Here is an 18,886-nt window from a genome sequence, read left to right as displayed (position 1 = left end):
GCCCCTAGCCTGCGGTCAGGCCAACCAGCCCATAAGATTTTGCCACCAGTGCTTTGGCTGCGGTCATATCGGTGGCATGGGGGTTGGGCGAGGCCAGCGGCCAGCCGCCATCCTTGCAGCCCGGATCGCGGTACAGAACGCTCGACTGGCTGAAATAGGCGCCATTGTGATTGGGCGCATCATCGGACAGCAGCACATGCAAAGAGGTCTGCGCCGAGGTTTCATTGCTATCGGTGAACCGCGACTGGAACGGTTTCATCAAGACGCGCATCACCCGCATCAACAGCCCATTGCCGCCAAAGTTGGACCGCGCCCAGCCGGGGTGAATCGACGCCGTGGTGACCCCAGTGCCCTGCAGACGATCCGCCAGTTCCATGGCATAGAGGACATTGGCAACCTTGGCCTCACCATAGGCGGTGAAGGCATTGTATTTTCGGGTTTTCCAGTTCAGATCCTCCAGATTGACCTGATAGCGGTTCTTCGGATTGCCCGCGTGGACCACGGACGACAGCAGGCCAATCCGCGACGGCGCCGACGCCTTGAGGGTATCGAGCAGCATCTCGATCATCAGGAAGTGGCCAAAATAGCTGACACCAATTGTGCTCTCAAACCCGTCCTTTGTGTAGGCTGCGGCGTTGCCCATGGCGACCATGCCGGCATTGCACATCAGCCCATCCAAGCGGCTGTGGCTGGCCAGAAAGCGGTTCACAAAGCCACGCACACTAGCGAGGTCCGCAAGATCACATTCAGAGACCTCATAGGTGCCCGCGAGCCCGGCAAAAGACTGGGCTTCGGCCTCGCCTGCGGCCACGCGGCGGCAGGCCATAACCACATGTGCGCCCTGTTTGACGAGCTGACGTGTGGTTTCCAGCCCCACGCCCGAGTTCGCACCGGTGACAATATAGGTCTTAGCAGAGAGATCCTTGGACAGGGTCTCCGTATCGCAATGAAGAATGTGACGGGCCATGGGGGCACCTCTTTGGGGTTCAACTCGGATCCTATCAAGATAGGGGCTGCGCTTGGGAACTTCAGTCGCATGTCGTGCCAATTGAACCGCAAATCGCGCCTGGCGCTCTCTTGGCCTGCGCAGGACCGCTCAAACGGCGCTGATTTCAACAAGGGTGATTTCAGGAACCACACCAAACCGTACAGGAAGAATAGAACAGCCGATCCCACCTGACACCACCAGATCCCGCCCGCCTTCGCGCACGTGACCATAGGCGTAACGGTTGCCAAATCGGGACGGCACCCGAGGCGACCAGCCAAACAGGCGGATCTGCCCGCCGTGGGTATGGCCCGACAGTGTGAGATCAACCCGATCCGGGACCGTGGGAAACACATCTGGTTCATGGGCCAGCAGAACACAGGGATGCCCATCATCGGGCACCTGCCCCAGTGTACGCCCCAGATCATCTAGACCGACAAAGCCCCGCCCTGCCCGTCGCAACGCCAGTTGATCCTCAAGACCCGCAAGCCAGACGCCCGCGCCGGGCAACCAGACCGCCTGATTGGGCAGCACAGGGATGCCGCGCGCTTCCAAAGCTTGGGCATAGATATTCGGCCCTGCCCCGCGTTTCTGTGCCGCGACGTCATCCCACCAATCATGGTTGCCCAGAACCGCATGGACGCCGTCCCGCGCCCTCAGTTGGGTGAAGGTATCGGCAATCTGGTCAAACGGAACCTTGCCCCCACAAATGGATGCGACGCCGTGAAATCCCCTAACAGGACGATCACATCAGCCTGCAAGGCATTGGTGCGGCGCACCACCTGCTGAACCCGCGACAGCGGGACAGTCGGCGCGCCTGCGTGCAGATCGCTGATGACGGCTATCCGCAGCGGCACCGCCGCCCAACCTTCCCGTTTGATCCGCCAGCGTTTCACCCGAAGGCGCAGCGCCGGTTCAATGAAAAACCCATATGTTGCAGCAAAAAGGCCTGTCAGGATCACTCCCAACAGGCCTTTGATCACCGAGCGGCGATCAATCATAAGCCGGTCCTTGGACCGCTAGGCTCACAGGCGAGACGCCACGTTTTCCCAGTTGACCAGGTTGTCGAGGAAGTTCGACAGGTAGGCCGGACGCTTGTTGCGGAAATCGATGTAGTAGGAATGCTCCCACACGTCGCAGCCCAAGAGCGCGGTCTGACCAAAGCACAGCGGGTTCACGCCGTTCTCGGTTTTGGTCACTTTCAGGCCACCGTCGGTGTCTTTCACCAGCCAGGCCCAGCCAGAGCCGAACTGACCTGCGCCAGCGGCGGAGAACTGGGATTTGAACTCTTCAACGGAGCCAAAGGATTCAACCAGCGCTTTTTCCAGCTCGGTCGGCATGACGTCGCCGTTCGGGCCCATCATTTCCCAGAACTGGTTGTGGTTCCACAGCTGGGAGATGTTGTTGAAGATGCCGTTTTGCGCAACAGCGGCTTTGTCGTAGGTGCCGACAATGATCTCTTCCAGGGATTTGCCTTCCCACTCGGTGCCGGCGATCAGCTTGTTGCCGTTGTCGACATAGGCTTTGTGGTGCAGGTCATGGTGGAATTCCATGGTCTCTGCGGACATGCCTTTGGCTGCCAGTGCATCGTGGGCATAGGGAAGATCGGGAAGTTCAAAAGCCATGGTGGCCCCCTGTCATTTAAGTTTGCGTTTCCTGAGGGATAAATGAGGCGATGAAAGCTCTAGGTCAAGAGCGCGATTGGTTAAATTCGCGCTCTGCACCGACGGAAAACCCGCCCCAAATGGATCCGCTTTATTTCAGGTCGCAGGTGCCGTTGCCACGGTCGGTATTCGGATAGCCACGCGCGCTGAAATCCAGATGCGCTTTGCCCTTCTTGGGTTTGTAGTACAGACGATACTCCAGATCCGCCAAGGCACCGCCGCTGCCTTCCACGTCCAGAAGCTCCCAGCGCACGCGGTACAGCTTGGAGGTCAGCTTCACAAACTTCGCCTCAATCGGTTTGCGTTTTTCACGCAGGATCATGCGATCTTCGACCATTGCGGTGGTGCCGTCATCGGCAAAGGTCACAACAACCTTGGCCGGAATCACGTGGTTACGTCCGGGATCCGAAAAATCACAGGTCAGGGTCTGTCCAGCCTGTGCTGCGGAAGCGAGCCCAAGGGATCCTATCAGCAGGAGCGATCCGGCGGCTTTTGTAAATGTCTTCATGGAAAATCCAAAATTCAGCTACGTGGTATTATCGAAACACAACCCTAAACACAAAACGGCCCTCCGCAAGGAGAGCCGTTTTGTTTCTTTGCGTCATAGTGACCTTAGTACACACCCACCGCAGATTGCGGGTGGCTTGCAACCTTCAGGAGGTCGAACATGTACTGACCCACGGACCGGAAGCAGACGATGTGGAACGCGCCAGCATCATCCATCCAGAAGGCGGCTGCGACCTGTGCCAGACGCGACCGGCGGAAATCACCTGCGCCAAATTTGGCGGCCGAGAAATCAACCGGGGCCAGTTTGCCCATGACTTCGCGGGCTGCTTCGCCAGAGACGGAGAAACACGCGCGCGCGTCCGAGACGTTTGTCGCCATGTAATGCGTGCCCACGAGGGCCTCATCCAGCTTGGCAACCACTGCGTCGGCTTCGGCGTAATCCACCAACAGAAGCAGCTCGTCCGGGCTCATCCAGGCGGCTGCGCCCGCATCGCCCAGGGCGATTTTGCGCAGCGCTGGAACATCCGCGCCAGTGACAGACTTCACTGCGGATTTGATCGCATCTGAGTCGAGGTCCCCGCGCAGGGTGATCATGCCGCCGAGGCCGGTTTCCCGGACCTCGACCAGACCTGCGTGACGGGCGCCTTTGAGTGCGCTTACAGGATCAGACATTCTGCTTTTCCCCTTCTTTGTCGTAGAAGACCGGATCGACGATCTTGGCCTTGTAGATGGTGCCGTCGGTGCCCGGGAACTCGATGATCTCGCCCATACGTTTGGGCCCGTGCTTCACCAGACCCATGGCAATGCCACGACCCAGGTTCGCCGAGTAATAGGTCGAGGTCACGCGACCGATGGTGTTCTTCTGGCCATTGGCATTGACGCCATTGCCCACCGCATAAGCGCCATCCGGCAGGACAGAGCCATCCACGGTTTCCAGACCCACCAGTTTCCAGCGATCCGGATCCGCCATATGGGACCGCGTGTGTGCGCGTTTGCCGAGGAAGTCCTCTTTCTTCTTCGACAGCGCCCACTGCAGGTTGAGGTCCTGCGGGATCACGGTGCCGTCGGTTTCATCACCAATCATGATGAAGCCCTTCTCGGCCCGCAGAATGTGCAGCGCTTCGGTGCCGTAAGGCATCACGCCGAACTCTTTGCCCGCCTCATACAGCGCGTTCCAGAAGGCCTGACCCTCGGATGCGGAAACCGCGATCTCGTAGGACAGCTCGCCCGAGAAGGAGATGCGATAGGCCCGTGCTTTGAAGCCGCCGATCTCACCGTCGCGCCATTCCATGAAGGGCAGCGCCTCTTTGGAGACATCCATACCGCCGCCCGCTTGTGCGTTCAGCTTCTCCAGCACCTTGCGGGCGTTGGGGCCAACCACAGCAACCTGCGCCAGCTGCTCGGTCACGTTGGTGACATAGACTTTCCAGTCATACCATTCGGTCTGCAGCCACTCTTCCATGTGACCATGGATGCGTTCCGCGCCACCGGTGGTGGTGTGACAGAGCCAGGTGTCCTCATCGATACGTGCAACCACGCCATCGTCCATCAGGAAGCCGTTCTCGGAACACATCAGACCATAGCGGCATTTGCCGATCTTCAGGTTCGACATCATGTTGGTGTACATCATGTCGAGGAACTTGCCAGCATCGGGGCCTTTGACCACGAGCTTACCAAGGGTGGATGCGTCCAGCAGGCCAAGGTTTTCACGGGTGTTGCGCACTTCGCGGTTGACCGCGTCATGCACGCTTTCGCCACCGCGCACAAAGGCGTAGGGACGGCGCCAGTGACCAACCGGTTCAAAGTCCGCACCATTGGCTTCGTGCCAGTCGTGCATCGGCGTGCGACGCAGCGGCTGGAACACCTCACCGCGGGCTTCGCCCCCGATGGCACCCATGGAAATCGGGTGATACGGCGGGCGGAAGGTGGTGGTGCCAACCTGCGGGATCTCGGAATTCAGGCTGTCTGCCAGAACCGCGAGGCCGTTGATGTTGGACAGTTTGCCCTGATCGGTCGCCATACCCAGCGTGGTGTAACGCTTGGTGTGCTCAACGCTCTCGTAGCCTTCACGGGCCGCCAGCTGCACATCCGACACTTTGACGTCGTTCTGATAGTCCAGCCAGGACTTCATCCGCAGTTGGATATCAGCCTTGGCGGGCATGAACCAGACGGCTTCCATCTGGGCCTCAGCCACGTCGTTGGTCGCGATCTCAGCCACGGCCTGCGCCGGACGGCCTGCGGCCTCGGCGGCCTTTGCACCGGCTGCGGCGGCATCCGCCATCACAGCGCCCAGACCCAAGGGGCCAGAGGCAGAACCGGCGGTGACCACAAAGGGCTTGCCGTCATGCGAGGTCGGCGCGCGGTCCGGATCAGGTGCGAAATGGGCGTTTGCAGCGTCCCAGTTCAGCTTGCCGCCACAGTGGGACCACAGGTGGACAACCGGGGACCAGCCGCCGGACATGGCCACGGCGTCTGCCTCGATCTCTTCGCGGGCACCGCCCTCACCGTTTTGGGCACAGAGCGCAACTTTGGTGACGCGTTTGCCGTCTTTGACCTTGGCGATCGCACGGCCGTTTTCAACACGGATCCCCAGCGCACGGACCTCATCGGCCAGCTTGCCGCCACCGTTTTCACGGGCGTCAACCACACGGACAACCTCACCACCGGCAGCGTGAACAGCCAGCGCGGTACGGTATGCGTCGTCGTTGTTGGTGGCGATCACGACCTTCTGGCCGGGCATCACACCCCAGTTAACGATATAGTCGCGCATGGAGGCTGCCAGCATGACACCGGGCACATCGTTGCCAGCAAAGGACAGCGGGCGTTCAATGGCGCCGGTTGCGGTGACAACTTGGGTTGCGCGGATGCGCCACAGGCGATGACGGGGGCCACCGGCTTCGGGGGCGTGGTCGGTCAGACGCTCATATCCCAGCACATAGCCGTGGTCATAGACGCCCGCGCCCATGCAACGGTCGCGCAGGGTGACATTGTCCATCGCGCCCAGCTCTTCGAGGGTCTTGGCAATCCAGTCCTCGGCGGCCAGGCCTTCGATTTCGCCGCCATCCACAGGTGCGCGACCACCCCAGAAGGATTTTTCTTCCAGAACCAGAACCTTAGCACCCGTTGCTGCAGCAGTTTTTGCCGCCTGCAGACCAGCAACACCGCCACCAATCACCAGAACATCGGTGAAGAAATAGAAGTGTTCATAGGTGTCGGCGTCCACCAGCTCTTTGTCCGGTGCCGCACCCAGACCCGCGGATTTGCGGATGAAGGGTTCATAGACGTGCTTCCAGAAGGGCTTCGGATGGATGAACATCTTGTAATAGAAGCCCGCGGGCAGGAAGCGCGCGAAAAGTTTGGAGTTGATCTCGCCCACGTCGAACTCGAGGCTCGGCCAGTGGTTTTGCGATTTCGCTTCCAGACCGGCGAACAGCTCGGTGGTGGTGGCGCGCTGGTTCGGCTCGTAGCGGCGGTTGGACCCAAGGCCCACCAGCGCGTTCGGCTCTTCCGCGCCGGAGGCAACGATGCCGCGCGGACGGTGGTATTTGAACGAGCGGCCCACCAGCATCTGGTCGTTTGCCAGCAGGGCAGAGGCAAGCGTGTCGCCTTCATAGCCCTTGAGCGTGGTGCCGTTGAAGGTGAACTCAACTTGTTTGGAGCGGTCGATCAGACGACCCTGTTTTGCAAGGCGCGTGCTCATTTAAACGGACCTTTCGGCAGTGGAGGTCTGGGAGCCTCCGGCGGGGATATTTGAGAAAAGATGAAACATGGGACGCTCACCCTGCAAATTCGCGCCAGGTCCAGCCTGGGCGTTTTTCAGAGATTTTGTCCTTGATCCACTGTGGCGGCTCGGTGCAGTTGGCCGGATATGTGCCGAACACCTCGAGTGTGACGGTGCAGCGCGCCGCGATGAACCATTTGCCGCAGCCATTTATGTGGCGCCACAGCTCGAAATGGACCCCTTTGGGGTTTTCGCGGGTGAACAGGTAGTCGTGGAATTCGTCGTCCGAGGAGCCGGGACCGAAACGCTTCAGGTGCGCTTCGCCACCCGCCTGCAGTTCGGTTTCTTCGACGTATTCATCACAAAAAGGGCAATGAAGCATCAGCATTGGCTTTGGCCTTCTTCGGGGGCGCGGGCTGTGACCAGCCGCGCCAGCATGTCAGAACAGGTGAAGAGCGCGCCCATTAGTGCGCCACCCCTGCAGCAACGGATTCATCGATGAACTTGCCTTCTTTGAAGCGGTTCATGGAGAACTCTTCGGCCAGCGGGGAATGCCCGGTTGCCATCAGTTCCGCCATCGCCCAGCCAGAGCCCGGGATCGCTTTAAAGCCGCCGGTGCCCCAGCCTGCGTTCACGAAGATATTGTTCACCGGCGTCTTGGAGATCAGCGGCGAACGGTCACCGGTGACATCCACAATACCGCCCCACTGGCGCAGCATCTTCAGACGGGAGACCATCGGGAAGGTTTCGTTCAGCGCGCGAACGGTTTCCTCGATGTGGTGGAAGGAGCCACGCTGGGTGTAGTTGTTGAAGGCGTCTGTACCGCCGCCAATCACCATCTCGCCCTTGTCGGACTGCGACATATAGCCGTGCACGGTGTTGGCCATCACAACCACATCCATGCAGGGTTTGATCGGCTCGGAGACCAGCGCTTGCAGGGCAACTGATTCAACCGGCAGACGGAAGCCTGCCATGTCCGACAGATGCGAACAATTGCCCGCAACCACCATGCCCAGCTTGTCGCAGTCGATCGACCCTTTGGTGGTGTTCACCCCCACAACGCGGCCATTCTCGCTGCGCACGCCAGTGACTTCGCACTGCTGGATAATATCCATACCCATTGCGGAACAGGCACGCGCATAGCCCCAGGCCACAGCATCGTGACGGGCGGTGCCGCCGCGTTCCTGCCACAGGCCACCCAGAACCGGGTAGCGCGGACCTTCGAGGTTGATGATCGGCACCAGCTCTTTGACGCGCTTGGGGTCGATCCATTCGGTCGGCACGCCCTGCAGCGCGTTGGCATGTGCGGTGCGCTTGTAGCCGCGCACTTCGTGCTCGGTCTGGGCCAGCATGATGACGCCACGGGGGGAGAACATCACGTTGTAGTTGAGGTCCTGGCTCATGTCCTCATAGAGGGAGCGCGCCTTCTCGTAGATCGCCGCAGAGGGATCTTGCAGGTAGTTGGACCGGATGATCGTGGTGTTGCGGCCCGTATTGCCGCCCCCCAACCAGCCTTTTTCCAGAATTGCGACATTGGTAATGCCGTAATTCTTGCCGAGGTAATAGGCGGTAGCGAGACCGTGACCACCGGCGCCAACAATAATCACATCATAGTGACGTTTGGGCGCAGGAGAGGTCCAGGCACGTTCCCACCCCATGTGGTAGCGCAGGGCCTCCCGCGCGACAGCAAAGGCTGAATAGCGTTTCATCTTACGAATCCGAACTAGGGTTTTCGAAATCTGGTATGCAACGACCGCATGACAGCCTCATGCCGCAATTCGCCCTCTTTGACGGCTTTTGCGACACGCGGTGAATCTGGTGTTAAAAAAATACACCACTTGCACCGGACGCGATTAGAAATGGTGCGGCCACTTGCCCCTTTTTTCCGCGCCCCCTGCCCTATAGATGGAAAGCAACGATCGGAGAACCTATGACCTTCTGGATTTTGGCCGCCCTTGTTGCCCTTGCCGTTGCTGCCCTTCTGGGGCTGGCCCTGCTGCGCCATCGCCAATTTGACGCTGAACCGGCAGCAGCCTATGATCTGAGGGTCTATCGCGCGCAGCTGGACGAAGTGGACCGCGATCAGGCGCGCGGTGTGGTCAGTGCCGAGGATGGCGAACGGCTGCGCACCGAAATCGCCCGTCGCATTTTGGCGGCCGACGCACAGATGAAGGCGGCGGCGACCGGTGACGCCCAGCCCCGCAGCTTTAGCCGGGGGGCGGTTGTGATTATGTCGGCGGCGATTGTTGCAGGCTCTGTTGCGCTTTACGCCCATCTTGGATCAGCCGGATATGGCGACCTGCCCCTGCAGGCGCGCATTGCCGCCGCAGAAGAGCGGGCAACAGACCGCCCCAGCCAGCAAGAGGCCGAAGCCGACATGCCGCCAATGCCAACGCCGCAGGTCAATCCCGATTACCTCAACCTTGTGGCGCAGCTGCGCACGACGATGGAAAAACGCCCGGAAGATCCGCGCGGATTTCAGCTGCTGTCCGAACACGAGGCGAACCTTGGCAATTTCAAAGACGCTTATGAAGCCAAGCAGCGCTATATTGACCTGCAGGGTGGCGATGTGGACGGGCAGGACTTTATGCAGATGGCAGAGCTGATGGTGCTCGCTGCTGGTGGCTATGTGTCGCCCGAAGCTGAAGATCTGATCCGGCGTGTGCTGTTTGCCGAAAGCAGCAATGGCATGGCGCGCTATTACTTTGGGCTGCTGATGGGCCAGATCGGCCGCCCCGATCAGGGGTTCAACATCTGGGCTGACACCCTGAAACACGGCCCCGCCGGTGCGCCGTGGATCCGCCGGATTGAAGCGCAGATGCCCGAGATGGCAGCGCTTGCCGGGGTGAACTACACGCCGATCACGCCGCCTGCGCCGGCCGCGGCCCCTTTTGCAAACTCCGGCCCCTCTCAGGAGGACGTCGCAGCCGCCGCCGACATGGCGCCCGAAGACCGCATGGCCATGATCCAGGGCATGGTGCAACAGCTGTCTGATCGCCTTGCGACCGAAGGGGGCACCGCGCAAGACTGGGCGCGCCTCATTGCGTCTTTGGGCGTTCTAGGCGAAAAGGACCGCGCTGCCGCAATCCTGACAGAAGCGCAGGGCCAATTCGCCGAGGATACACAGGCTATGGCACTGCTGTCGGCAGCGGCAAAATCCGCAGGGCTTTCAGAATGATACACGACGACTTTGATGACTACGCCGCAAGCCTGCCGCCCATGCGGGCGCTGGTCGGGCTCGACTTTGGGGAAAAGACCATTGGTGTGGCGCTCTCGGACAGCCTGCTGTCTGTGGCGACGCCGCAGGAGACCATCCGCCGCAAGAAGTTCGGCCTGGATTCCGCCCGCCTGCTTGAGATCTGTACAGCCCGCGAGGTCGGCGGATTGGTGCTGGGCCTGCCGCGCAATATGGATGGGTCTGAAGGACCGCGCTGCCAATCCACCCGCGCCTTTGCCCGCAACCTGTCGCGCGTGACCGACCTGCCGATTGGGTTCTGGGATGAACGCCTGTCCACCGTGGCCGCCGAACGTGCGCTGCTGGAGGCCGATACATCCCGCGCCAAACGTGCGGAATTGATTGACCATGTGGCGGCCTCTTATATCCTGCAAGGTGCGCTGGACCGGCTGCGCCATATGCGAGAGGGCTGAGACCATGACGGATGAGGTCTGGAAACGGGCAGAGATCGAAAGCCCCTGCATCAAGATCTGCGTGATCCATCCAGAGACACGCCTGTGCACCGGCTGCGCGCGTTCCATTGATGAAATCGGCAGCTGGTCGCGGATGAGCCACGACGAACGCCGCGCAATCATGGAAGAGCTGCCCAACCGCTCCGCTGCCCCGAAAGGGCGTCGTGGCGGACGGTCTGCCCGGTTGAAGCGCAGCTGAAGCGGGCTTGCGCCCGCAGCCTCCGGCGGGAGTATTTGGGGCCAAAAGAAACCGGGAACCGCGCAAATGGCCCAAGCCATAGATTGACTGATGGCACATCGTTCCCGGCGCAAGAGCCTGTAAAGACTTGCAGCGTGTCGCGCGTGTGCCGATTTTGTCAGATATCGCGCAACCAGTTTTGCGTCCAATCCGCGACTTCAGGCCGGAAGTAGGCGATCATGCGCCCTTCCCCGTCGGGCGCGGTGGCCCCTTCGGCCCAAGGTGCAACCCCGTGCAGACACAGGCGGTGCATCACATAGGCCTCCCCCGGCTGGGCGTGCACGGTGATGCGTGGACAGGTTTCAAACACCTCGCGGCGGGCGGCGGAATAGATGTCGGTGACATCAACCTTATGCCATTGGGCCTGCGCTGTACCTTTGAAGGCGTCCAGAAAGGCGCGGCGCATGATTTTGTGGCTGCCCTCCCAGATCACCAGCGGGCTGGCGTCGGGCGAGGAGACGTTCAGCGGCAGCCCCAGAACCCAGGCGTGGGGTTCTTCGACCCGGCGGCGACGGTTTTCGCCGAACATCTTGACCCCATCCACATGCGCCGCGTCCCGGCGCAGGCGGTAGCCAAAGGCCACATCGCTTTCGTCCCCTTTGGGACGTGGGTAGCCCGGGAACATCACCGAAAGCTGCGCGGGATGCAGAGGCGGGATCGGACCATAGACCTGACGCAGAAAGTCAATCGCGGGCCCGGCGAGCGCAGGGCCGTCTGACAGTTGTCCGGCGGCATTTGTAGCCAAAGCATCGACACCGACAAACCAGGTGCCTTCGCATTGGTGCCATTCGGCATGTGCCGGATCATTAAGCGCCAGCCGCCCGGCGCAGCGCGCATGATCGGCCCATGCATGGGTCGCCGCGTCGTGATCGAACCGCACCCAGCCGCGCGTCTGCAGCAGGGTCTCAGGCTGCACGCGCTTCGACCAAGGCCAGCGCCTCTTCCACCAGTTCGGGGCCGACACCTGCGCGGGGCGCGCCTTCGGAGAGGTGACGTCGCCAGTGCCGCGCGCCCGGACGGCCCGCGAATGCACCCAGCATATGGCGGGTGATCTGATGCAGACGCGCGCCTTTGGTCATTTCATCTTCGATATAAGGCAGCATCGCCCGCACCGCGTCAAACGGGTCCGTTACCGCGCCCGAGCCAAAGATCACGGGGTCGGCGGCACAGAGGATATCGCTGGGTTGGTGATAGGCGGCGCGCCCAACCATCACCCCGTCCAACCCCGCGTCCAGCTGCGCTTTGGCTTCGGCCAGGGTGGCAATGCCGCCATTGATCGACACATGCATGTCCGGAAACGCCGCTTTCATGCGGTGGACCAGATCATAGTCCAGCGGCGGGATATCGCGGTTCTCTTTCGGGCTGAGCCCCTGCAGCCAGGCTTTGCGCGCGTGAATGGTCACGCGTTTGACGCCAGCTGCACGGATTTTTTCAAGAAAGTCCGGCAACACCGTTTCAGGGTCCTGATCGTCCACACCAATGCGGCATTTCACAGTGACCTCAACCTCTACGGCCTCTGCCATTGCGGCCATACAGTCGGCAACAACGTCGGGGCTTTGCATCAGGACCGCGCCAAAGGCGCCAGATTGCACCCGGTCGCTGGGGCAGCCGCAGTTGAGGTTGATCTCATCATAGCCCGCCGCGGCCCCCAGCTTGGCCGCCGCTGCCAGTTCCACGGGGTCAGAGCCGCCCAGCTGCAGCGCAATCGGGTGTTCAGGCGCGGAAAACTCCAGCAGATGCAACGCACCGCCCCGCACCAAAGCGGGGGCCGTGACCATTTCCGTATAAAGCAGCGTTTCGCGGCTCAGCAGACGATGGAACATCCGACAATGACGGTCGGTCCAGTCCATCATCGGAGCCACAGACAGCCGCGCCGCTTTTTCTACAAAACTATTCAACGCGGGAGCTCCATATCGACCAGACAGCGCAGTTTCGGGATTTGCGGCGTTTTCCCTGTATTTCAAGAGACATTCAAGGGTTTTTGACGCAAGCTCCGTACCAAGCGGGCAAAGGGGCGCATATCCATCGGCGGCTGCGCGTCTGTTCCGACGCAGCACACATCACACCCTTGACTGCGAGCAATGTCGCAGTTGGCCTAGGTGCCCGCACCGATTTCAAGTTTGGTCTCAATGGCTTTTATGCTGCGGGTGTAGTCGACCAGACGAGTCTCGATCCTGTCAACGTACCCCAGCGGCGCCGCGCCGCTGTTGGACAGTTTCAACGTCACCCCATGATCCATATTGTAGGCCCCGCCGACTTCTTGAAAGAAGGTCTTCCAGTCTGACATCTGGTCAAAATCCAGCCCCTTCAGGCAGGTTTTGGTGTTGCGCATTCTCACCACCTTGCGGTTCCAGACATTGCTGTGAAACCCAAACTGCCCCCGGCTGGTGCAACTGGATTTGCGAAACCCGAAAGCCTCTTTCAGGTTTTGGATGGTTTCAAAGGCTTCGGGGTAGGATGTGCCATAACGGCGGCGCGTGGTGACCGCGCCGACGAACCAGCCACTGTCATCGGTGACAAAGGTGACCTCAAGCGCGCCGGAAGCTTTGGACGTAAAAGGAAAGGTCACGGCCACGGGGATCAGATCCCCCTGCACCCCCTTGGCGCGGGCCGAATGGGTCTTTGCCCGCAGGCCTTTGACACGATCCTCAAATCCCCCTGCGGACGAACGGGCGGGTTTCATGTCGCGGGCGATCAGAACGGTACGGGCCTCCTCGTAGGACATGCCCAGCGCTATCCCCGCAAGGGAGGGACGCCGCACACCGCTGTCCGCCCAGAGGAGGGTCGGAGCCAGGGCCAAAATCGCAAGCAATGTGGGGAAAACTGTGCGCATCAAATCGTTCCTTAGTCGTCTTAATCCTGCCCAAACCCGCAGCACAGGGTCAGAGTGTTTTAAAAAAAATCGCACGCAAAAACAGACCACCGACCGTGGCGCAAAATAGCGGCGCAATCGGTGGCAGAGACTGTGCACACCGAAGGATTTCATTTGGTTAACGGCGGCGGAAAAATCCGCAAGTATCGGCTTGGTTTCAGACCTTGGCCAGCGCAACCGCAGGCGTCAGCCGCGCGTGCAGCTCTGTCGGTGCCAAAAGGGTCAGCGACTGCTTTGCCCGTGTCACTGCCACATACAACAGCCGGTGACTTTCGGCTTCTTTTTCGGCTTTGCTGATCAGGTCCCGTTGAATGGGGTCCGCAGGATGAGCGGCCGGGTATTCGGTGGTGATCCCATCCAGCAGGATGACATGATCCCATTGCAGCCCCTTGGCGCTGTGGCAGGTGCTGGTGGCGACCCGAATACCATGCGCGTCTTCAATATGGGCGGCATAGGCCAGAAGATCGCGCCCGAAGGGTTTGCGTTTGCCCGCCAAGAGAACCATCGACCCGGCTTCGCGCCCAGCGCGTGCGTCGTCGTCCCAGGCAAGCCCGGCCATTCTGACAAGCTGCGCCTCGAGAAAATCACGCGCGTCCTCGTGCCAGGCCGCTTTGTTGTATTTGTGCACGACAATCCGGCCCACCTTGACCCGGATCTTGCCCTCATGCGGCAGCCCGGCCACGGCTTCTTCCGCCGCGGTGGCCTCCATCACCGCATTGCCCAGCGCGACAATGCGCTTGCCGCAGCGCCAGTTCACCTGCAGCGGCAGATGCAGAGAGGCCGGGTAGCGTTTGCGGAAGGTTTCGAAAAACACCGGCGCGGCCCCCATGAAACCATTGATCGACTGCCAGTCATCCCCGACCGCATTCAGCACGCAGTTGGGATTGCGGGCCATCACGCCTTGCACCAAAGCCTCGAACGCAGCCGAGAAATCCTGATATTCATCCACAAACAGATAGCGCAGCGTGCCGCTGAGCCGCCGGAACCCGTCCAGTGGCTGGTCCCCCGACAGGATCTCGGCTGCTTTGCGCAGACCTGTTTGGCCATCAAGACTGCGGGCCTTTTCCAGACGCGCCTCGTAGTCATCGACCACTCGGGCCAGATGCGCGGTGACAGGGGTGCGGCGCAGACCACCGGGCGTGCCCCGGCGCGCCCGCAGCAGCGATGCAGCATTCAGCGTCAGACTGCGCAGGCTGTCCTCAAAATCATCGCGTTCGGCCATATAGGCATGGCGTGTCCCTTCAAAACGCTGTTTGTACATGCGGATATCATGGTCGCGGGTCGCAGCCTTCTGCGCACGAAACATCAATGAAGCCTCTGCATGGCCATCGGCGCTGAGTTCGGCATCGTCCGCTTTGAAGTTCAGGGTGGCCTGCGCGGTTTCAGGCGCGCGGCGCAGCACGTGAAAGGCGAGACTGTGAAAGGTATTGACCCCCACACGTTTGCCAAGATCGGGGCCCAGCGCGTCGACCATCTTGGCCGACAGGTCTTCGGCGGCTTTCTTATTGAAGGTCAGAACCTGAATGCTCTCTGGTGCGATCCCCAGTTCACGGATCAGGAAATCACATTTGATCACGATCGCCGTCGACTTCCCCGCCCCGGCACGGGCGCGCAGGCGAATGTTTGGGGTGACAACAGAGACAAAATTCCGCAACGAGGCATTGGTGGCCAGTTGCGCGGCCGGCGTCCCGTCGCCACCTGCGGGCAGGATACGGTCAATGGCGCGCATCGCGGCCCGTTTGAAGGGCTTGCGTTCTTTGCTGGCAAGCGCCCGCAGCAGATCCGTGCGCGCACGGGCGTCGTCTTGCCCGGCCACGGCCTGCCGTAGATCACGGACCACCGAGGCAAGGCTGAGGTCCCCCAGCAGCACCTGCTGACAGCGTTTGACATGCGCCTCTAAGAACGGGGCGATGGTTTCCTGGGCCTGAGACATGACACTGCTTCGTTGTTGTTCATCCTGCGCCCCCTATGTGAAGCGCTGCCTCTGCATGTCCCAGATACACCGACGAACCGCCAGCCTCTTCTTGCGCGGAACGTGCAAAAAACGCTTTCAGGCCTGGCCCAAATCCCATTGCACGGGGCCGGGTTCTGGTGCATCGCTAGGGGTATGGAAGAAAACATCAAACCGGTTGGCAAGACCAAAGTGATCGCCGTAGACGGCGGTGGAAGTCGCTGTCGTATGGCCCTGGTGGGCGAGGGTCTGGATCTGCGGGTCGAACTGGGCGCGGCCAATGCGACGTCGGATTTTGACGGCGCGCTTGCGACCTGCCGCGAGGGACTGGCGCAGCTGGCCTCTCAGGCCGGGATGCCACAGGAAGATCTGCGCCCCCTGCCCGCCTATTTCGGGCTTGCTGGGATTTGCGACGCAGATCAGGCCCAGCGCTTTGCCGCCGCCTTGCCTTTGGACCATGCCCGCGTCGAGGAAGACCGCGCCGCCGCTGTAACCGGCGCGCTGGGTCTGGACGATGGGGCGGTGATGCACGCAGGCACCGGCTCTTTTGTGGCGCTGCGCCGGGGCAACGCATTGCACTGTGTGGGTGGCTGGGGTCCGAAACTGGGCGATGAGGGTTCTGCTCATTGGGTGGGCCGCGAAATTCTGCGGGCAGGGCTGGCGCTGTCTGATGGGCTCTGGCCCGCCTCCACGTTGGGGCAGTCTGTTCTGGACCGGTTCGGGGGCGCGTCCGGGGCGATCACGTTTGCTTCGGAGGCCACGCCGGGTGACATTGCCGCGCTTGCGCCTTTGCTGCTGGAGCACAGCGCAGATCCGCAGACGCAGGACATCCTGACCCGCGCCGCCAGCTATTTTGCCGACACGCTAACCACGCTGGGTTGGCAGGGAGAGGCGATCTGCCCCACCGGTGGTCTTGCCTCGCATCTGGGGGCTTTCCTGCCAACGCCCATGCAGGCCGCACTACGGCCCGCCAAAGCCGCCCCGCTTGAGGGCGCGATCCTGCTGGCGCGCCGCTGGGCCGAGGAGCTGTGTCCATGACCGGTATATTCCGCGCCGCCAAAGTCTTTGACGGGACAGAGCTGCTGACAGACCACGCCTTGATCTTTGGCACGGAGGGGCTGGACGCCATCCTGCCCGCGTCAGACATAGCGAACGGTCAGACTGTCGAGGACTGCGGGGATGTGATCCTGTGCCCCGGCTTTACCGATCTGCAGGTCAATGGCGGCGGCGGCGTGCTGCTGAACGATGCCCCAACATCTGAAACCGTTGCGCGGATCGCCACGGCCCATTGGCGCCTTGGCACCCGCGCGCTTCTGCCGACGCTGATCACCGACACCTTTGAGGTCACACAGGCCGCCATCCAAGCGGTCAAAGCCGCCATTGCCGCAGGCGCGCCCGGTGTGATTGGCCTGCATCTGGAAGGCCCGCATCTGTCGCTTGCCCGCAAGGGGGCTCATAAAGGCGACTTTATCCGCCCTATGGAAGACCGCGATCTTCAGCTTCTGCTGCAGGCCGCGCGCAATCTGCCGCTGCTGAAGGTCACCATCGCGCCCGAAAATGTCACCCCCGAACAGGTGCGCGTTCTGGCGCAGGCGGGTGTTCTGGTGAGCCTTGGCCATACAGACACCGATTTTGCCACCTGTCAGGCCTATCAGCAGGCTGGCGCGCGCTGTGTGACCCATTTGTTCAATGCCCAAAGCCAGATGAGGGGGCGCGAACCCGGTGTGGTGGGCGCAGCCCTTGGGATTGACGGGCTGTGGGCTGGGCTGATCGCAGATGGGGTGCATGTGCACCCCCAGATGATGCAGCTGGCCTTTGCCGCCAAGGGCCGTGCTGAGGGCGAGGTTTTTCTGGTCAGTGATGCCATGGCCGTTGCTGGTTCTGATGCCGGGGAGTTTATGCTCAATGGCCGCAAGGTGCTGCGCGGCGATGGGCGCCTGACCCTGGAGGACGGCACCTTAGCTGGGGCCGATCTGGATATGCTGCGCGCCGTGCACGTTCTGATCGATCAGGTTGGCCTGCCCGCCCAGCGCGCCTTGCGGGCCGCGACCACCGGGCCTTTGGCGCTGATTGGGCGCAAACAATCCCTGCTTGGCCGACCTGTCACGAACTTCCTAAAACTGTCGCCGCAGTTCGATTGTTTTTATCCGCTCGAGGGACAAGGAAACAACGTTCCGAGTAATCGCTAATTTTCAGAACAACCTCCCCCACCCTCTTGCGCAAACGGAACCAGCACCGCAGACTGCGCCGCAAATCCCCGTTCCGCATGAGGAGCCGCAGATGTCTGACTATCCTGTCTCTCTTGACTGCACGCCCGAGGTGGAGGGCTTCTTTGATGGCGACAGCAATACAATCACCTATCTGATCAAAGACCCCGCCTCGGAGGCCTGTGCGGTGCTGGACAGTGTCATGGATATTGATCTCGCGGCGGGGCGGATCACCCACACCCATGCGGATCAGATCATTCAGCGCATCACAGACCGTGGACTGCGGCTTGAATGGATTATCGAAAGCCATGTGCACGCCGACCATCTGAGTGCGGCGCCCTATCTTCAGGACCAGCTCGGTGGCCGAATTGGCATTGGCGCAAAGATCATGGAGGTGCAGCACACCTTTGGCAAAATCTTCAATGAAGGCACCGAATTCCAGCGCGACGGCAGCCAGTTTGACGCGCTGTTTGAAGATGGCGACACCTATCTGGTCGGTGAGATGACCTGTTTTGCCATGGCCACCCCCGGTCATACACCTGCCTGCATGGTTCATGTCATGGGCAATGCGGCCTTTGTGGGGGATACGCTGTTCATGCCCGATGGGGGCTCGGCGCGGGCAGATTTTCCTGGGGGCGATGCGGGTGAACTTTATGACTCGATCCAAAAGATCCTCGCCCTGCCCGACGCCATGCGGCTGTTCATGTGCCACGATTATGCCCCCGGTGGCCGCGACATTCAGTGGGAAACCACCGTGGCAGAAGAAAGGGCGAACAATATCCACGTGGGCGGCGGCAAGACGCGGGACGATTTCGTGAAATTCCGCACCGAACGCGATGCCCAGCTGGCCATGCCACGGCTGATCCTGCCTGCGCTGCAGGTCAATATGCGTGCAGGCGAACTGCCCCGCGACGACAGTGGCGCGCCGGTTCTAAAACTGCCGATCAATCGCCTCTAATGCCAGTCTTCTGCCATCTCGTGCCAAACTGGTTTTACCGCTGATTTTCAGGCGAAAACCGTTTGACATCCGCCCCTTGCCATGCGGGGATTGACG

General features: G+C 61.1%; 19 protein-coding genes. 6 read left to right on the top strand and 13 right to left on the bottom strand.

Going from position 1 to position 18,886, the window contains the following annotated elements:
* Nucleotides 1–4: 4 nt before the first annotated feature.
* The 9 genes from TRM7557_RS17035 to TRM7557_RS17000 form a co-directional block, all read right to left on the bottom strand.
* Nucleotides 5–967 (bottom strand): SDR family NAD(P)-dependent oxidoreductase, encoded by a 963-nt coding sequence (locus tag TRM7557_RS17035; protein ID WP_082626643.1) that lies wholly within the window; start codon nt 965–967, stop codon nt 5–7.
* A 129-nt stretch (nt 968–1,096) separates the two neighbouring features.
* Entirely contained in the window at nt 1,097–1,540 is a 444-nt protein-coding gene (locus TRM7557_RS20200) for a metallophosphoesterase (protein WP_207382673.1), read from the bottom strand.
* Between the two features lie 101 nt (nt 1,541–1,641).
* The gene (locus TRM7557_RS20195; RefSeq protein ID WP_207382672.1) at nt 1,642–1,986 is read right to left on the bottom strand and encodes a metallophosphoesterase family protein; all 345 of its coding nucleotides are present in this window, start codon (nt 1,984–1,986) and stop codon (nt 1,642–1,644) included.
* A gap of 24 nt (nt 1,987–2,010) precedes the next feature.
* Nucleotides 2,011–2,610, bottom strand: a complete 600-nt coding sequence (locus tag TRM7557_RS17025; protein ID WP_058291411.1) for a superoxide dismutase — start codon at nt 2,608–2,610, stop codon at nt 2,011–2,013.
* 130 nt (nt 2,611–2,740) lie between these two features.
* Entirely contained in the window at nt 2,741–3,157 is a 417-nt protein-coding gene (locus TRM7557_RS17020) for a hypothetical protein (protein WP_074941818.1), read from the bottom strand.
* Nucleotides 3,158–3,261: 104 nt separating this feature from the next.
* Nucleotides 3,262–3,828: a sarcosine oxidase subunit gamma gene (locus TRM7557_RS17015; RefSeq protein WP_058291409.1), complete on the bottom strand. Its 567-nt coding sequence runs from the start codon at nt 3,826–3,828 to the stop codon at nt 3,262–3,264.
* Complete coding sequence (locus TRM7557_RS17010; protein ID WP_058291408.1) at nt 3,821–6,856, bottom strand: sarcosine oxidase subunit alpha family protein; 3,036 nt, start codon at nt 6,854–6,856, stop codon at nt 3,821–3,823. The genes TRM7557_RS17015 and TRM7557_RS17010 overlap by 8 nt, the downstream gene beginning before the upstream one ends.
* Before the next feature lie 76 nt (nt 6,857–6,932).
* The gene (locus TRM7557_RS17005; RefSeq protein WP_058291407.1) at nt 6,933–7,265 is read right to left on the bottom strand and encodes a sarcosine oxidase subunit delta; all 333 of its coding nucleotides are present in this window, start codon (nt 7,263–7,265) and stop codon (nt 6,933–6,935) included.
* Between the two features lie 76 nt (nt 7,266–7,341).
* The gene (locus TRM7557_RS17000) at nt 7,342–8,586 is read right to left on the bottom strand and encodes a sarcosine oxidase subunit beta family protein (protein ID WP_058291406.1); all 1,245 of its coding nucleotides are present in this window, start codon (nt 8,584–8,586) and stop codon (nt 7,342–7,344) included.
* Between the two features lie 221 nt (nt 8,587–8,807).
* Between TRM7557_RS17000 and ccmI the strand changes: the two genes are divergently transcribed.
* Genes ccmI through TRM7557_RS16985 form a run of 3 tightly spaced genes read left to right on the top strand, consistent with a single transcriptional unit; the run spans nt 8,808 to nt 10,763 of the window.
* Complete coding sequence (gene ccmI, locus TRM7557_RS16995; protein WP_058291405.1) at nt 8,808–10,055, top strand: c-type cytochrome biogenesis protein CcmI; 1,248 nt, start codon at nt 8,808–8,810, stop codon at nt 10,053–10,055.
* Nucleotides 10,052–10,525 (top strand): Holliday junction resolvase RuvX, encoded by a 474-nt coding sequence (ruvX, locus tag TRM7557_RS16990; protein WP_058291404.1) that lies wholly within the window; start codon nt 10,052–10,054, stop codon nt 10,523–10,525. Before ccmI ends, ruvX begins: the two co-directional genes overlap by 4 nt.
* A gap of 4 nt (nt 10,526–10,529) precedes the next feature.
* A complete protein-coding gene (locus TRM7557_RS16985) occupies nt 10,530–10,763 on the top strand; it encodes a DUF1289 domain-containing protein (RefSeq protein WP_058291403.1) in 234 nt (77 codons plus the stop codon).
* Between the two features lie 157 nt (nt 10,764–10,920).
* Here the strand turns inward: TRM7557_RS16985 and TRM7557_RS16980 are convergent, their stop codons facing one another.
* The 4 genes from TRM7557_RS16980 to TRM7557_RS16965 all read right to left on the bottom strand — a co-directional run bounded on the left by TRM7557_RS16980 (nt 10,921) and on the right by TRM7557_RS16965 (nt 15,607).
* On the bottom strand, nt 10,921–11,718 hold the full coding sequence (locus TRM7557_RS16980) for a hypothetical protein (protein WP_235811504.1): 798 nt from the start codon (nt 11,716–11,718) through the stop codon (nt 10,921–10,923).
* Nucleotides 11,708–12,700: a tRNA dihydrouridine(20/20a) synthase DusA gene (gene dusA / locus TRM7557_RS16975; protein WP_074941816.1), complete on the bottom strand. Its 993-nt coding sequence runs from the start codon at nt 12,698–12,700 to the stop codon at nt 11,708–11,710. The genes TRM7557_RS16980 and dusA overlap by 11 nt, the downstream gene beginning before the upstream one ends.
* Nucleotides 12,701–12,897: 197 nt before the next feature.
* Nucleotides 12,898–13,635: a hypothetical protein gene (locus TRM7557_RS16970; RefSeq protein ID WP_058291401.1), complete on the bottom strand. Its 738-nt coding sequence runs from the start codon at nt 13,633–13,635 to the stop codon at nt 12,898–12,900.
* A gap of 196 nt (nt 13,636–13,831) precedes the next feature.
* Complete coding sequence (locus TRM7557_RS16965; RefSeq protein ID WP_058291400.1) at nt 13,832–15,607, bottom strand: DEAD/DEAH box helicase; 1,776 nt, start codon at nt 15,605–15,607, stop codon at nt 13,832–13,834.
* Nucleotides 15,608–15,781: 174 nt separating this feature from the next.
* Here TRM7557_RS16965 and TRM7557_RS16960 point away from each other — a divergent pair, with 174 nt between their 5' ends.
* From TRM7557_RS16960 to TRM7557_RS16950, 3 genes are all read left to right on the top strand, one after another.
* Nucleotides 15,782–16,663 carry a glucosamine kinase nucleotide-binding domain-containing protein gene (locus tag TRM7557_RS16960; RefSeq protein ID WP_058291399.1) on the top strand — a complete coding sequence of 294 codons (882 nt, stop codon included), beginning with the start codon at nt 15,782–15,784 and terminating at the stop codon, nt 16,661–16,663.
* On the top strand, nt 16,660–17,814 hold the full coding sequence (gene nagA / locus TRM7557_RS16955) for an N-acetylglucosamine-6-phosphate deacetylase (RefSeq protein ID WP_058291398.1): 1,155 nt from the start codon (nt 16,660–16,662) through the stop codon (nt 17,812–17,814). The genes TRM7557_RS16960 and nagA overlap by 4 nt, the downstream gene beginning before the upstream one ends.
* A 91-nt stretch (nt 17,815–17,905) precedes the next feature.
* Nucleotides 17,906–18,790 carry an MBL fold metallo-hydrolase gene (locus TRM7557_RS16950; RefSeq protein ID WP_058291397.1) on the top strand — a complete coding sequence of 295 codons (885 nt, stop codon included), beginning with the start codon at nt 17,906–17,908 and terminating at the stop codon, nt 18,788–18,790.
* Nucleotides 18,791–18,886 lie beyond the last annotated feature (96 nt).

The sequence above is a fragment of the Tritonibacter multivorans genome (assembly GCF_001458415.1).
Classification (GTDB): domain Bacteria; phylum Pseudomonadota; class Alphaproteobacteria; order Rhodobacterales; family Rhodobacteraceae; genus Epibacterium; species Epibacterium multivorans.
This window is presented reverse-complemented; position numbering and strand designations above follow the sequence as displayed.